This window comes from Paenibacillus algorifonticola, from assembly GCF_050481745.1.
Lineage (GTDB): Bacteria > Bacillota > Bacilli > Paenibacillales > Paenibacillaceae > Pristimantibacillus > Pristimantibacillus algorifonticola_A.
Window position 1 is genome coordinate 151,510 of record NZ_JBCNGR010000033.1, and the last position, 14,310, is coordinate 165,819.

Consider the following 14,310-nt stretch of genomic DNA (forward strand, 5'->3'; position numbering starts at 1 on the left):
GCATGTCTAATCTTGGAGCGCTGCTCCGCAAGGCGCGTGAAGAACGCGGGCTGACGCTTGATGATATTCAGGAAACGACGAAAATTCGCAAGCGCTACCTCGAAGCTATCGAGAGCGGCGATCATAGCGTGCTGCCTGGAAGCTTCTATTTGCGGGCCTTTGTGAAAAATTATTGCGAAGCTGTAGGGCTTGATACCGAAGAGGTGCTGCGCCTGCACGAGAAGGAAGTACCGAATACCATTACAGAAACATTAACGGAGCCTGTTACCACAAGGCCGCCCAGACGCGTACAATCTGTCGGCTCTGACCGAATTGGCAAGCTCGGCTTTAATGTGATGATGTGGTCATTTTTGATTTTGATTGTGGCGGTCGTATGGATTTTCGTCATTAGTCAAAAAGACAAACCGTCTGATATGGTCGATCAAGGGACAAAGATTACCGATGAATCTGCGCCACCTACGCCGACGCCGGAAGCTGGAGCATCAACGGGCGCTGTTGCGCCTACGGTTACACCATCTCCCACACCGACGATTCAGGAGGAAGTGACGGTTACCTTTTCATCGAAAGTCGGCAAGGTCGACCATTATGATGTAGGTCCAGGAACATCCGGGCACAAGCTGGAAATCAAGGTTGCCGGAGGGAAAAGCTGGATGGAAGTTCGTGAAGGCGGCTCAAAAGGCAGTGCGCTGCTATCGGAAAATGCAAATGATGGCTCGACGCTGAACTTTGAATTGACGCAGCCATTATATATTAACGTGGGCCGTGCCGATTTGGTCACGATTTCAGTTGATGGCGTGCTTGTTCCCGATGGGGATCGTGCAGGCTCAAAAAAAATCCAGTTGAATCCGGCGGCATCTGCGAATGCAGGCAGCCCGGAAGCGACTGTTTCGGCTACGCCATAACACGGATAAAAGCTATTTTATAGGGGAGTGGAGTTACATGTCTTCAGAAAGTTCATTTGATATTGTGTCCAAGGTGGACATGCAGGAGCTGAACAATGCGATTCAGCAGGCGGAACGTGAAATCGAGACACGCTTTGATTTTAAAGGCAGCAAGAGCAGCATTAAGCTGGAAAATGAAGAGTTGGTTCTTGTCTCTGACGATGAGTACAGATTGAACAGTGTAATTGATATTTTGCAATCGAAAATGATTAAACGCGGCGTGCCGATCAAAAATATGGATTACGGCAAAATTCAATCGGCTTCGGCGAATACCGTACGTCAGCATGTAAAGCTTAAACAGGGCATTGATCAGGAGCATTCCAAAAAAATTAATATTTTGATTCGCGATTCTAAGCTTAAGGTGAAAAGCCTGATTCAAGGTGATCAAATTCGCGTAAGCGGCAAAAGCCGTGACGACTTGCAAGCTGTTATGAATTTGCTGCGCGGGGCTAATTTGCCGATCGAGCTGCAATTTACAAATTATCGTTAACTGCATGTGATGGTATAGAAGTCCTCTTTTTTCGCTTTTGGCGGGAGAAGGGGGCTTTGTTAAACCTGTTTTTCTTCATTTTGACACCAGATTAAACAATGTATTATACTTGATAAGATAGTTTCGCGGAAGGGATCTGGGGAGACGCAGATGACAGAACAGGTGATTGCAATGATGGGCAACGGCAGGACGGATTTTGTTTTATTCGGGGAGGAAGAGGTATGAATCTCGCCAATAAAATCACGCTGGTTAGAATTATTTTAGTGCCGATTATTATGGTTTTCCTACTCGTTAATATGAATGTGGGCTCAGTTGTATTTGACGACTATTCCATTACATATAACCAGATTATTGCAGCGATTATTTTTATTGTGGCAGCGAGTACGGATGGTTTGGATGGGTATATCGCCCGTAAGAACAAAATTGTAACCAATCTGGGCAAGCTTCTAGATCCTCTCGCTGACAAGCTGCTTGTTGCGGCGGTTCTGATTTCCCTTGTGGAGATGGATAAGCTGGCTGGCTGGATTGCCATCCTGATTATTAGCCGTGAATTCGCCGTTACGGGACTTCGTCAAATTGCGCTGCTTGAGGGCAGTGTTATGGCGGCCAGCAACTGGGGCAAATGGAAAACAGCCATACAAATTACGATGATTATATCGCTTTTGCTTAACAATTTCCCATTCGCCTTCATCTCATTTCCATTTGATTTGATTGCAAGCTGGGTCGCAGTTGCGATTACGCTTTATTCCGGAATTGATTATTTTGTGAAAAATAAACATCTAATACCGGTTGAATAACGATGAAACGCGCTTAGCCGTTTTTTGAAAAGCATCTTTCCTGTTACGGGAAGGATGCTTTTGCTTAAAATATAAGAAGTTATAAGTTGCACCCTTTATGGCGCTGCCATTACCTAGAGGAGGATGAATAGCATGAAAGCAGAAATTATTGCAGTAGGTACAGAATTGCTGCTTGGACAGATTGTAAATACAAATGCACAGTATTTGTCCCAAGAGCTGGCCGCGCTCGGCATTGATGTTTATTTTCAAACGGTAGTCGGGGATAATCCCGAGCGTATTCGCAAAGCGATTGTGACAGCCAGAGAACGCGCTGACCTGCTCGTGTTTACGGGAGGTTTGGGACCCACCCTTGATGATTTGACAAAGGATGTGCTGGCTGCTTATTTGAGCCGAGGTTTGTCCTTGCACAAACCTTCCATGGATAAAATCGAAGAGCTGTTCAGCTCAAGAGGCGTACATATGGTCGAAAGCAACCGCAGACAGGCATTGTCTATCGATGGCAGCGTGCCGCTGCACAATGCGGCGGGCCTTGCGGTAGGCAACGCTTTGACGGAGGATGGCACGCATTATATGCTGCTGCCGGGACCTCCACGGGAAATGAAGCCGATGATCGACGGGCCGGGCAAGGAATGGCTGCGGACGCTGCTAGGGCATGAGCAGCCGCTTTATTCGCGGCTGCTGAAGTTTGCAGGCATTGGGGAATCCAACTTGGAGGCTAAACTGCTCGATCTAATCGAGGCTCAGGTTGACCCGACGATTGCTCCTTATGCAAAGGAAGGCGAGGTAGCTATTCGCGTTTCGACGAAGGCGGCCACACAGGCAGAGGCTGATGGCAAGATTGATGTGACAGTGGAGCAGATTATTGAACGCATTGGAGAGCATCTATACGCCCAAGAGGACATTCCGCTGGAGGAGGCGGTCATAAGACTGCTTCGCGCGAGCAAACGCAAGCTGGCTAGTGCTGAGAGCTGCAGCGGCGGTCTGTTAGCTGAGTTGATTACGAGCGTACCTGGAAGCAGTGGGGAATACACGGGTGGGGTTGTAACGTATACGAATGAAATGAAGCATGCGCTGCTTGGCATACCTCTTGCTCAGCTAGAGGGCGAAGGGGCTCCTGGCGCCATAAGCGATTCGACAGCTGCGCTAATGGCTGAGCGTGTGCAGCAGCTCGCAGACAGCGACTTCGGCGTGTCTATAACCGGTGTTGCTGGACCTGCGGAGAGTGAAGGCAAGCCGGTAGGGCTTGTTTATATAGCTATTGCCGAGCGCGGCAAGGAGACGAAGGTTTATCCATTGCAATTAAGCGGCAGCCGAACGATTATTCGCGTTCGCGCTGTAAAAACATTGCTGTACCGTTTGTGGCTTGCCATTCAAAACTAACTATATAAGAGTTCTTCGACCAAAATTTGGCGAAAGGTGTTGCTTTTTGCCGGAAACGGGCGTATACTGAACTCAACTTACGGAAGAACCGTGGCGAAGATAACTTTGCTGCGGTTTTTTTTTGTTTAGTCACAGATATTTAAAAGTTGTATGCCTTCCGTCGGCTTCACAAAAAAAACGAATGTATGTTCGAAAAAGTGCTTGGCAAAGGGTCGGAAAAAGGTTATCATTATATTATAAATAACGAAGGATGTGAGTTGATTGGCTGATCGTCGTGCTGCGTTAGATATGGCTATGCGTCAAATTGAGAAACAATTCGGCAAGGGCTCTATCATGAAACTAGGGGAATCAACACATATGCAAGTGGAGGTCGTGCCGAGCGGCTCGCTTGCTTTAGATATCGCACTTGGAATCGGGGGTTTTCCGAGAGGACGTATTATTGAAGTATATGGACCGGAATCATCTGGTAAAACGACCGTTGCGCTTCATGCGATTGCAGAAGTTCAACGTGCAGGTGGACAAGCTGCCTTTATCGATGCGGAGCATGCACTTGATCCGTTATATGCAAGCAAGCTGGGCGTTAATATCGATGAATTGCTGCTTTCCCAGCCGGATACAGGGGAGCAAGGTCTGGAAATCGCAGAAGCGCTCGTTCGTAGTGGCGCGGTTGACATTGTTGTTATCGACTCTGTTGCAGCACTTGTACCTAAGGCTGAGATCGAAGGCGACATGGGCGACTCACACGTTGGTTTGCAGGCACGCCTAATGTCTCAGGCACTTCGCAAGCTGTCCGGAGCCATCAGCAAATCGAAGACGATTACGATCTTTATTAACCAACTGCGTGAGAAAGTCGGCGTTATGTTTGGTAACCCTGAGACAACACCAGGTGGACGCGCTTTGAAATTTTATTCCAGCGTACGTCTTGATGTCCGCCGGATTGAGACACTGAAGCAAGGCAATGATATGATTGGTAACCGTACACGTATTAAAGTTGTCAAAAACAAAGTGGCTCCGCCGTTCAAGCAAGCCGAGGTTGACATTATGTACGGTGAGGGCATTTCCAAAGAGGGTACGCTCGTTGATTTGGGCGTTGAACTCGATATTGTACAAAAAAGCGGTGCATGGTTTTCTTACAATGGCGAGCGCCTCGGTCAAGGTCGGGAAAATGCTAAGCAGTTTTTGAAAGACCATGAAGATATTGCCGACGTCATTGATAAGCAAATTCGTGATGCCAGCAACTTGGTAGCGACTGCTACTCAAGCGACAGGACTTGGTCAAGAAGAAGAGGACGAAGACGATTTTGATGAGTCTGAATTGGACTAATACGCTCAATTAGTAGCGAAATGGATAAATAATGACGACGCCGTTCCTTTCTAGGGACGGCGAACTTGTTTTATTTAGCATTTACAACTAGTTGCAAAATGTAATTTGGAGGGCCTATGATTGAAATCAGAGCGGTTGAGAAAGACAGCAAGCATCGAAGCCGCTATCTTATATTCGCGGAAGGCGAAGAGCCGATTTTATCGGTGCATGAGGATCTGTTGATCCGCCATACGCTGTTTAAAGGACAACTTATTACAGAGGCGCAAATAGAGGAAATTGGCAGCGAGGACGAGCGTTATCGCGCTTATGCGATGGCTGTTTATTATTTGGGTTTTAAGCCGCGGACAAGCAAGCAAATAGAGCAGTATCTGAAACGGAAGCTAATTGCTGAGGATCATATTAATTACACCATTGAGCGTTTAGAAAAGGAACATATTGTGGATGATGAACAGTATGCGATGCAATTTGCCGCTCAGCGAATGAAAAGCAGCCAGAAGGGCAGGCGTTACATTCAGCAGGAATTGCTGCAGCGGGGTGTGTCGAAAACAGCTGCGCTTGCCGCTACTTCGGCAATTGACAGAGAGATGGAGCTTGGAACAGCTATTGCTACCGCCTCCAAAAAATGGAGAACGATAAAAGGCGAGCCGTTTGAGCGCAGACGCAAGCTGGCAGCTTTTTTAATACGAAGAGGCTTTCCTGTAGACATTATTAAAGCCGCAGTAAAATCAGCGGAAGAGAATGCATAATCAATAAAGCAAAAAGATCACGTTGGGCTTTTGCTTGACAATTGATTTTACCAAAAGATAAAATGAATTTGTATTCCTTCCACATCAAATCTATTTTCCTTCCAAAAATTGATTTGAGAAGATTATTTTCGGCAAGTTGTTAGAAGATGAAAACGGTATGGAAACCGACTAAAATCAAATATCATTCCAAGCGTTTGCTTTTGTGAATGCAACGAGGAGGTGAACAAGAGGATGAATCCTATTTGGACGATCTTGATCAGTCTCGTTGTTGGCGTTATTTTCTTTGGAGTTGGTTATTTTATTCGAAAGTCGATTGCCGAAGCCAAAATTTCCAGTGCTGAGCAGGCTGCTATCCAAATCGTAGAAAATGCGAAAAAAGAAGCAGAAGCCCAGAAGAAGGAAACGGTGCTGGAAGCGAAAGATGAAGTCCACAAACTTCGTACCGAAGCTGAAAAAGACATTCGTGAACGTCGTAATGAGGTTCAGCGACAGGACAGACGTTTACTCCAGAAAGAGGAGTCGTTGGATAAAAAATTAGAAGCGCTGGAACGCAAAGAAGAATTAGTTGCCAACAAAGAGAAACGGATCGATGAAACCCAAGAACAGATTGATACCATCTATAAGCAGCAGCTTAGCGAGCTGGAGCGAATTTCCGGCTTGACGATGGAAGGTGCGAAATCGATTATTTTGTCTAATGTTGAACAGGAAGTACGACATGAGACAGCGCAGATGATCAAGGAAATCGAGCAGCAGGCTAAAGAAGAAGCAGATAAAAAAGCACGTGATATTATATCGCTCGCTATCCAACGTTGTGCGGCTGATCACGTAGCAGAAACGACTGTATCAGTCGTCTCCTTACCGAATGAGGAAATGAAAGGCCGCATTATCGGACGCGAGGGTCGTAATATCCGCGCTCTGGAAACATTGACCGGTATCGATCTCATTATCGACGATACACCGGAAGCGGTCATCCTGTCCGGCTTCGATCCTATCCGGCGTGAAATTGCCCGAACTTCACTTGAGAAGCTTGTCGCTGACGGACGTATCCATCCTGCTCGTATTGAAGAGATGGTTGAGAAATCACGCAAGGAAGTGGACGAGCGCATCCGTGAATACGGTGAGCAAGCTACTTTTGAGGTGGGTGTGCATGGCTTGCATCCTGACTTGATTAAGATTTTGGGAAGACTCAAGTATCGGACAAGCTACGGTCAAAACGTGCTCAAGCACTCCATGGAGGTTGCTTACTTGACTGGACTTATGGCTGCCGAGCTGGGCGAGGATATTACACTCGCGAAGCGTGCAGGCTTGCTGCATGACATCGGTAAAGCACTTGACCATGAGGTTGAAGGCTCGCACGTTGAGATTGGTGTTGAATTAGCCAAGAAGTACAAAGAACATCCTGTTGTTATTAACAGTATCGCTTCCCACCACGGCGATTGTGAAGCCACTTCGGTTATCGCAATGCTGGTTGGTGCAGCTGACGCCTTGTCGGCAGCACGTCCAGGTGCACGCCGGGAGACGCTCGAAACGTACATCAAGCGTCTGGAGAAGCTGGAGAATATTTCGGAGTCATTCGATGGTGTTGAGAAATCGTATGCCATCCAGGCTGGCCGTGAAGTACGCGTTATGGTACAGCCTGAGAAGATTGACGATACAGAAGCATTCCGACTCGCTCGCGACATTACGAAAAAGATTGAAAGTGAGCTTGATTATCCAGGCCACATCAAAGTCACCGTTATTCGTGAGACACGGGCTGTGGAATACGCGAAGTAAACAGCATAGCAACGCGGAAAAGTGGCTGCCCTGCAGCCACTTTTCCTGTCTGAATAGGTAAAAGGAAGTGAGCAGCAATGAACGTATTATTTATTGGGGATATTGTTGGAAGTGTAGGGCGTGCAGCTGTTAAGCAAGTGCTTCCAGCGCTTAAATCGAAATACAACCCGCATATTATTATCGTAAATGGCGAAAATGCAGCAGCAGGCCGGGGCATTACAAAGAACATTGTCAATGAACTGTTTGAATGCGGTGTTCATGGGATTACGATGGGCAATCATACTTGGGATAACAAAGATATTTTTGACTGGATAGATGATGAGCCCCGTATCGTAAGGCCTGCGAACTTCGCGGAAGGAACGCCAGGACAAGGTATGGCGATTATTAAAGCGAACGGCAAGCAGCTCGCAATTATAAATTTGCAGGGAAGAACGTTTTTGCCGCCGATTGATTGTCCGTTTCGCAAAGCGGATGAGCTAATCGAGGAAGCGCATGAAACGACGAAAAATATTTTGGTCGATTTTCATGCGGAAGCGACTTCAGAAAAAATTGCAATGGGCTGGCATCTGGCTGGTCATGCATCTGTGGTTGTAGGAACGCATACGCATGTTCAGACGAATGACGACACGATTTTGCCAGGCGGCACAGCCTACTTGACGGACGTTGGCATGACGGGGCCGAAGGACGGTGTGCTGGGGATGGAGCGCAATGCTGTGCTGCATCGGTTTATGACCCAAATGCCTACACGCTTTGTCGTGGATGAAGGCAAGTGGCATTTGCATGGCGTGTCAATCCAAATCGATGATGCGACAGGCGAAACGACCAAATTCCAAAAAATTAGACTTATAGAAGAAGATTGGCTGCTCATGTAGCAGCTTTTTTTTGTTGAAAGTTTAGACAATTCAGAACAGTTCGTTAATTTCGGCAATAAAAGCAGGAATTTTTCTACCTCTCTCGAATACTATTGCTAGTAGTGGAATCCATCCATCATTCCCGAGGAGGTACATTTTTATGGATGTATTAAAAGTTTCAGCAAAGTCCAATCCAAATTCCGTTGCAGGTGCGCTGGCCGGAGTTTTACGTGAACGCGGCGCCGCTGAATTACAAGCTATCGGGGCGGGTGCACTAAATCAAGCAATTAAGGCAGTTGCGATTGCGCGAGGATTTGTTGCTCCCAGCGGGGTGGATTTAATTTGTATACCAGCTTTTACAGACATTGTGATTGATGGCGAGGATCGGACAGCGATTAAGCTCATTGTTGAGCCTAGATAAGCGCTTATACGAAGCCTTAAGTCGTTAGAGAAATGTAGAAAAAAGTTCATATGTAACGCCTGCCTACAATCGCGTAAGCAGGTTTTTTGCTTTATAGTGACATATGTTGTTGTGGGATAAAACAAATAAATGTTATGATTGCCTAACATGATGCGGGTTAGGGCACATGATCCTTGTTGCAAGGAAAGCAGATCAATAAGCGAAGGGAAGTAAATGCAATGACACAAAAACTAGTACCTGTAGGGGTATCGGCACGCCATATTCATTTATCTGAGGAGCATGTCGCGATTTTATTTGGAGAAGGCTACGAGCTGACGGAGGCGAAAGCACTCTCTCAGCCAGGACAATATGCAGCAAATGAAACGGTTGCCGTAATCGGACCGAAATCTTCTTTTCCTAAAGTAAGAATTCTTGGACCTGTTCGCAAGGCAACACAGCTTGAAGTATCCCGCACGGACGCTTTCTCGATTGGTGTAAACCCGCCTGTTCGCGAGTCCGGTGATATTAGCGGGTCGGCTGGCATTACGCTGAAAGGGCCCGCTGGCGAAGTGACGATTGAGGAAGGCGTTATCGTTGCTGCGCGCCATATTCATTTCCACACGAGAGATGCCGAAAAATGGAGCATTGCCGATAAGCAAAAGCTGAAAGTGCGTTTTGGCGGTGATCGTGGCGTCGTATTTGAGGAAGTGATCGCCCGTGTATCCCCAGATTTCGCCTTGGACATGCATATTGATACAGACGAAGCGAATGCCGCTGGCATTAAAAACGGTGATACAGCTGAAATTGTAGGCTAATCATCATTTTGCCAAGATACAGCTTGAGGAGTAGCCGTATCAGGTTCTTCTCATTTTTTGATTCGGATAGCAGCGAATGAGCTGTTGTCCGTTTTTTTATTTTTCAAAGCAAATAGGAAGGCGTTTTCAAGAATTGTTGGAAAAAATAGAGCATTAGCAGCAACAGTAATGGATTCGATGGACTTATATGTGTTATAATTTCTTATTGATGTTTAAACACGGGTGAGCACAAGGATATAAGGATGTGACTAAAGCATGACAAAGGGGAATTCAGCGGATTTGAAAGCCGCTAATAAAGATAGGGATTACTCGAAATATTTTGATTTCTCTGATGCGAAGGTGCTTAGCGAGGAAGACGGCAAAATCACCTATCGAATCAAAGGACGTAATATTCAAATCAATGCTGCTCCGAACCACAAGGAAGAGAAAAAACGGGGCAAAGAGGATATAGAGGTTCATTATGATTTTTCCATACCGGAGGAATTCCGGACGCTGGGCAAAGGCAAGTTTTATTTGATTCAAACGTACGGCTGCCAAATGAATGAGCATGACACGGAAGTAATGAAGGGCATGTTCGAGGAAATGGGCTATACGGCGACGGAGGATCGGACTGAAGCGGATGTGGTGCTGCTGAATACATGTGCGATCCGGGAAAATGCCGAGGATAAAGTATTCGGGGAGCTTGGGCATCTTAAGGTGCTGAAGCAGCAGAAGCCGGGCTTGCTGCTCGGCGTATGCGGCTGCATGTCGCAGGAGGAATCGGTTGTCGGACGTATTTTGCAAAAACATTCCTTCGTCGATATGATTTTTGGTACGCATAACATTCACCGCTTGCCGTTCCTGCTGCAAAATGCCTATTTCAGCAAAGAGATGGTTGTCGAGGTATGGTCCAAAGAAGGCGACATTATCGAAAACATGCCGAAGAAACGTGAAGGCATGCGGGCTTGGGTTAACATTATGTATGGGTGCGATAAATTTTGCACTTACTGCATTGTGCCTTATACAAGAGGCAAGGAGCGCAGCCGCCGTCCGGAGGACGTCATTGCCGAAGTAAGGGAGCTGGCAAGACAAGGCTTCAAGGAAGTGACACTGCTTGGGCAAAACGTGAACGCTTACGGCAAGGATTTTGAAGATATAGCTTATCGCTTTGGCGACCTCATGAACGATATGTCTAAAATCGACATTCCGCGCGTTCGTTTTACAACGAGCCACCCTAGAGATTTTGACGATCATCTTATTGAGGTTCTGGCGCAGCGGGGCAATCTGGTCGAGCATATTCATCTGCCTGTTCAATCGGGCAGCACGGAAGTGCTTAAACGGATGAGCCGTAAATATTCGCGTGAAATGTATTTAGAGCTTGTAGGTAAAATTAAAGCGGCTATCCCGGATGCTATGCTGACCTCTGATATTATCGTCGGTTTCCCTGGCGAAACGGATGAGCAGTTCGAGGATACGCTCTCGCTCGTTCGCGAGGTGGGCTTTGACTCAGCCTATACCTTCATCTATTCGCCACGTGAGGGCACGCCAGCTGCCGGTATGGAGGATAATGTTCCACTTGATGTCAAGAAACGTCGGCTGCAGCGTCTGAATGATCTGCTGAAGCAGATGAGCCTGGAGAGTCATGAACGGATGATCGGCACGACAATTGAGGTGCTGATTGAAGGTGAGAGCAAAAATAACGCTAATGTGCTAGCTGGACGTACACGTACGAACAAGCTCGTTCATTTGGAAGGCCCGCAGGAATGGATTGGCCAGCTCATTCAAGCGAAAGTAACAGAAGCGAAAACCTGGTATATTAAAGCAGAGCCTACAGGAACGGAGCTGCGCGAAGCGGTTGTACTCTAAACGAAACAGCAGCTTTGCCACCAAAGGATGGCTTCAGCTGTTTACACTTGAAACTAATAACAGGAGAGATGATATATGTCTGAGCAACAAACGGTCCAAGGCAATACGGAGCATGGCCATCACCATCATGAGCATGGTGAAGGATGCGGCATTCCAAAGTTTGATACGCGTGATTTGCTAATTCGCGAAGACATTATGAAGAAGGCGAAGGAGCTTGCTGACCTGATTTATACTTCTGAGGAAGTGCAGCACTACCGCCGTGCGGAAAGCCAAATTCAAGGCAATACGAAAATTCAGGAATTAATTGCAACTGTAAAGAAAAAGCAGAAGGAACTAGTCGCATTTGAAACAACTTTCAAAAACGAAACGATGGTCAAAAAAATCGAGCAGGAAATGGAAGTGCTGCAGGATGAGCTGGATGGCATTCCGATTGTAACGGAATTCCAGCAAAGCCAGTCCGACATCAACTATTTGCTGCAGCTCGTTATTTCCATTGTACGGGATACGGTTTCGGAGAAAATCAATGTGGAGGCAGGAGCTTCGGAAGCACCTGCTGAGTGCGACTAACAACTTGCTTGATGGTTGAACCGGTGAAATTCGGGCAAGCGGAATGAAACAGGAAAGGGGCTGTGCAATGGTGGAATACCATTGCTTGCAGCCCCTTTTTTTATAACCATTGTAAGGTAAAGTGTATGATACATTTTTAGGAATTTACGGAGTTGTTGTGAATGGAACAGCGGGAGCGGTGTTTTTATTGCTAGTTGATGCTTGTATCCGCAAAATATACGGCTTTAACGCCAACGTTATAATGACTGCAAGTACAGACTTGGCAGCATCGCCTGGGAGAAATGGGTAGCAGCCATTTATCATAGCTTTTTGAAACGGGAGGCCTGTTGCTTGCATCAGCCAAGGGATGCCGATTACATAAGCGAAAAAAGAACTAAACAGCTCGAAAATGACAAATAGCAAAATAGCAGTTGCGATCCGGTTTTTTGCTGCAAAAGAGCTATGAAGCAGCTTGGATGTGAAGAAGCCTACAAGCAGAGCGCAAAAGGGGAAGGCAACGAGAAAACCGCCGGTAGGTCCAGCTATCATGCCGAAGCCGCCATTTCCATTAATAAGCGGAAGTCCGATCGTGGCCAGTACAACGACAATCAAAATAGAGAAAAATCCATTGCGTGCACCGAGGAATAGTCCCGCTAGGGCAACGGCGAGCGTTTGAAGGGTTATCGGTACGGGTGAAGCGGCAAATTTGAATTGAAGGCTGCTCATGACAATAAATAAGGCAGCGAACAAGGCTATGTACACCATGCTGCGAATGTTCGTACTGTTTTTGATCAATGAAATCGTCTCCTTTAAAATGATGATTGCTTTTATAATGTTAACCAATTATTATTTATTTATGGTTAACAAAATGGATTGTAGCACAGAGCGGCGCTTTGGGGAAGAGGGCAGGTGAAATTTTTTTGAACGATTATTTAATACGGGTTGAGGGGCTGACGGTTAAGCCGCGCGTTTTTGATGCGGCGAGTGAGCAGCCTCCGATTATAAGAGATGTCAGTCTTGCTCTGAAGGAAGGAGATTGGCTGACGCTGCTAGGGAGCAATGGCAGTGGCAAAAGCACGCTCGCTAAGGTCATTGCCGGATTTCCTGTGGGTGAAAAAATCGGGACTTATTTGATGGGGGGCAAGCTTGCTGCCTACAATAAGCCGATTCCAATTGTGATGCAGCAGCCTGAGGCTTCCATGCTTGGCGCAACACCTTGGGAGGATGTTGTGCTGATGCTGGAGCAGCATGGGATTGATAGCGATGCAATAGCTGCATTGGCAGAAGTGTCGCTCGGCTTAACCGGCTTGCTGGAACGAAAGGACCAAGCTGTTGGCACCTTGTCGGGCGGGCAGAAGCAGCTGACAGCTATTGCTGGTTGTCTGGCGGTTAAAGCACCTGTGCTGGTGCTCGATGAGGCCACGGCAATGCTTGATCCTGAAGCAAGCCTTGCTATTGGGGAGCAAGTGCGCGAGCTTCATGCCGCAGGAGGCACGATCATATGGATTACGCAAAAGCTGGCTGAGCTTCGACATGGTGATCGAGTCGTTGTGATGGAAGAGGGCCGAATCGTTTTTGACGGGACCACGGATTCATTTTATGAGCGTAACGGTATTGAAAAGGGTACGGAGAGCACGGGGAGTGAAGAAGGAGGGCGGAGCTGGTGCGAGCGGCTCGGTTTTGAGGCCCCCTATGCGGTACAGACAGCTTGGGAGCTGGAGAAGCTGGGCATCGTAATAAAGCCTTTGCCCTTGACTGTAGACAGGCTTGCGGAGGCGCTGCAACGATGACCGATCTTAGCTGGAGACTGGAAGGGGTAAGCGTCTATGCAGCGGGAGAACGAGACAAGACGCTTCTGACTATTAAAGAAAAGCTCGTATTTAAAGAAGGCACGATCACACTGCTCATTGGCAGCAATGGGGCAGGCAAATCCACACTGCTGGAAACAATGGCAGGGCTTCGCAGGCTGAACGAAGGCGAAATTTCGCTTGGCGCTGATTTCCTTTGGGTGAAAAAGGGCAGACGCAGACGTCTCAGTCGCAGCGTCGTGCTGAATACGGGCATCGCGCTCCAGCATTCGGAGTCGCAATGGTTTGCGGCGACCGTGAAGGAGGAGCTCCTCTATTCACTAAAGCCGTATAAGCTGGAGCCGCCGGAGAAGGAGCGGCGTCTGCATGATGCGCTGCAAGCAGCAGGCTTGCCTGCCGAGCTGCTTGCCCGCGATCCAGGGTCGCTCAGCGGCGGACAGCAGCGGCGGCTCGCAGTCGCTTGCCTGCTGGCATGCAAGCCGCAATGGCTGCTGCTGGATGAGCCGACGGCGGGATTGGACGCCGAGGGCATTAGCCGCTTGTGCGCCGTATTAGCGGCGCACAAGGCGGCTGGGCGCGGAGCGGTCGTGGCAAC

At 47.6% G+C, this 14,310-nt stretch carries 15 protein-coding genes; 14 read left to right on the forward strand and 1 reads right to left on the reverse strand.

Going from position 1 to position 14,310, the window contains the following annotated elements:
* Positions 1–2 precede the first annotated feature (2 nt).
* The 12 genes from ABEW34_RS24390 to ABEW34_RS24445 all read left to right on the forward strand — a co-directional run bounded on the left by ABEW34_RS24390 (position 3) and on the right by ABEW34_RS24445 (position 11,928).
* A complete protein-coding gene (locus ABEW34_RS24390; RefSeq protein ID WP_430162170.1) occupies positions 3–902 on the forward strand; it encodes a helix-turn-helix domain-containing protein in 900 nt (299 codons plus the stop codon).
* Positions 903–939: 37 nt separating this feature from the next.
* The gene (locus ABEW34_RS24395; RefSeq protein ID WP_046230783.1) at positions 940–1,431 is read left to right on the forward strand and encodes a YajQ family cyclic di-GMP-binding protein; all 492 of its coding nucleotides are present in this window, start codon (positions 940–942) and stop codon (positions 1,429–1,431) included.
* Between the two features lie 221 nt (positions 1,432–1,652).
* Positions 1,653–2,228, forward strand: a complete 576-nt coding sequence (pgsA, locus tag ABEW34_RS24400) for a CDP-diacylglycerol--glycerol-3-phosphate 3-phosphatidyltransferase (protein ID WP_056038085.1) — start codon at positions 1,653–1,655, stop codon at positions 2,226–2,228.
* 132 nt (positions 2,229–2,360) lie between these two features.
* Entirely contained in the window at positions 2,361–3,608 is a 1,248-nt protein-coding gene (locus ABEW34_RS24405) for a competence/damage-inducible protein A (RefSeq protein WP_430162172.1), read from the forward strand.
* 261 nt (positions 3,609–3,869) lie between these two features.
* Complete coding sequence (gene recA / locus ABEW34_RS24410; protein WP_056038078.1) at positions 3,870–4,931, forward strand: recombinase RecA; 1,062 nt, start codon at positions 3,870–3,872, stop codon at positions 4,929–4,931.
* Positions 4,932–5,047: 116 nt separating this feature from the next.
* Positions 5,048–5,677: a RecX family transcriptional regulator gene (locus ABEW34_RS24415; protein ID WP_430162175.1), complete on the forward strand. Its 630-nt coding sequence runs from the start codon at positions 5,048–5,050 to the stop codon at positions 5,675–5,677.
* Between the two features lie 231 nt (positions 5,678–5,908).
* A complete protein-coding gene (gene rny / locus ABEW34_RS24420; protein WP_046230788.1) occupies positions 5,909–7,450 on the forward strand; it encodes a ribonuclease Y in 1,542 nt (513 codons plus the stop codon).
* Between the two features lie 77 nt (positions 7,451–7,527).
* Positions 7,528–8,322: a TIGR00282 family metallophosphoesterase gene (locus tag ABEW34_RS24425; protein WP_430162177.1), complete on the forward strand. Its 795-nt coding sequence runs from the start codon at positions 7,528–7,530 to the stop codon at positions 8,320–8,322.
* Between the two features lie 139 nt (positions 8,323–8,461).
* Positions 8,462–8,722 carry a stage V sporulation protein S gene (locus ABEW34_RS24430; RefSeq protein ID WP_025335291.1) on the forward strand — a complete coding sequence of 87 codons (261 nt, stop codon included), beginning with the start codon at positions 8,462–8,464 and terminating at the stop codon, positions 8,720–8,722.
* A gap of 218 nt (positions 8,723–8,940) precedes the next feature.
* Positions 8,941–9,516, forward strand: coding sequence for a phosphate propanoyltransferase (locus tag ABEW34_RS24435; RefSeq protein WP_430162179.1), 576 nt, complete (start codon positions 8,941–8,943; stop codon positions 9,514–9,516).
* Between the two features lie 255 nt (positions 9,517–9,771).
* Positions 9,772–11,361, forward strand: a complete 1,590-nt coding sequence (miaB, locus tag ABEW34_RS24440; RefSeq protein WP_056038068.1) for a tRNA (N6-isopentenyl adenosine(37)-C2)-methylthiotransferase MiaB — start codon at positions 9,772–9,774, stop codon at positions 11,359–11,361.
* Between the two features lie 75 nt (positions 11,362–11,436).
* Positions 11,437–11,928, forward strand: a complete 492-nt coding sequence (locus tag ABEW34_RS24445; protein ID WP_430162181.1) for a RicAFT regulatory complex protein RicA family protein — start codon at positions 11,437–11,439, stop codon at positions 11,926–11,928.
* Positions 11,929–12,072: 144 nt separating this feature from the next.
* Here the strand turns inward: ABEW34_RS24445 and ABEW34_RS24450 are convergent, their stop codons facing one another.
* The gene (locus tag ABEW34_RS24450; protein ID WP_430162183.1) at positions 12,073–12,702 is read right to left on the reverse strand and encodes a biotin transporter BioY; all 630 of its coding nucleotides are present in this window, start codon (positions 12,700–12,702) and stop codon (positions 12,073–12,075) included.
* Between the two features lie 125 nt (positions 12,703–12,827).
* On the opposite strand from ABEW34_RS24450, the gene ABEW34_RS24455 reads away from it, so the two are divergent.
* Together ABEW34_RS24455 and ABEW34_RS24460 are read left to right on the forward strand one after the other, a co-directional pair.
* Positions 12,828–13,697 carry an ATP-binding cassette domain-containing protein gene (locus tag ABEW34_RS24455; RefSeq protein WP_430162185.1) on the forward strand — a complete coding sequence of 290 codons (870 nt, stop codon included), beginning with the start codon at positions 12,828–12,830 and terminating at the stop codon, positions 13,695–13,697.
* Positions 13,694–14,310: ABC transporter ATP-binding protein (locus ABEW34_RS24460; protein ID WP_430162187.1), on the forward strand; the 617-nt coding region annotated here is incomplete at its 3' end. The genes ABEW34_RS24455 and ABEW34_RS24460, both read left to right, overlap by 4 nt.

Excerpts from the sequence above, each read along its gene's own strand:
- ABEW34_RS24390 (WP_430162170.1), top strand. The coding sequence starts at position 3 with ATGTCTAATCTTGGAGCGCTGCTCCGCAAGGCGCGTGAAGAACGCGGG.
- ABEW34_RS24395 (WP_046230783.1), top strand. The coding sequence starts at position 940 with ATGTCTTCAGAAAGTTCATTTGATATTGTGTCCAAGGTGGACATGCAG.
- pgsA (WP_056038085.1), top strand. The coding sequence starts at position 1,653 with ATGAATCTCGCCAATAAAATCACGCTGGTTAGAATTATTTTAGTGCCG.
- ABEW34_RS24405 (WP_430162172.1), top strand. The coding sequence starts at position 2,361 with ATGAAAGCAGAAATTATTGCAGTAGGTACAGAATTGCTGCTTGGACAG.
- ABEW34_RS24415 (WP_430162175.1), top strand. The coding sequence starts at position 5,048 with ATGATTGAAATCAGAGCGGTTGAGAAAGACAGCAAGCATCGAAGCCGC.
- rny (WP_046230788.1), top strand. The coding sequence starts at position 5,909 with ATGAATCCTATTTGGACGATCTTGATCAGTCTCGTTGTTGGCGTTATT.
- ABEW34_RS24425 (WP_430162177.1), top strand. The coding sequence starts at position 7,528 with ATGAACGTATTATTTATTGGGGATATTGTTGGAAGTGTAGGGCGTGCA.
- ABEW34_RS24430 (WP_025335291.1), top strand. The coding sequence starts at position 8,462 with ATGGATGTATTAAAAGTTTCAGCAAAGTCCAATCCAAATTCCGTTGCA.
- ABEW34_RS24435 (WP_430162179.1), top strand. The coding sequence starts at position 8,941 with ATGACACAAAAACTAGTACCTGTAGGGGTATCGGCACGCCATATTCAT.
- miaB (WP_056038068.1), top strand. The coding sequence starts at position 9,772 with ATGACAAAGGGGAATTCAGCGGATTTGAAAGCCGCTAATAAAGATAGG.
- ABEW34_RS24445 (WP_430162181.1), top strand. The coding sequence starts at position 11,437 with ATGTCTGAGCAACAAACGGTCCAAGGCAATACGGAGCATGGCCATCAC.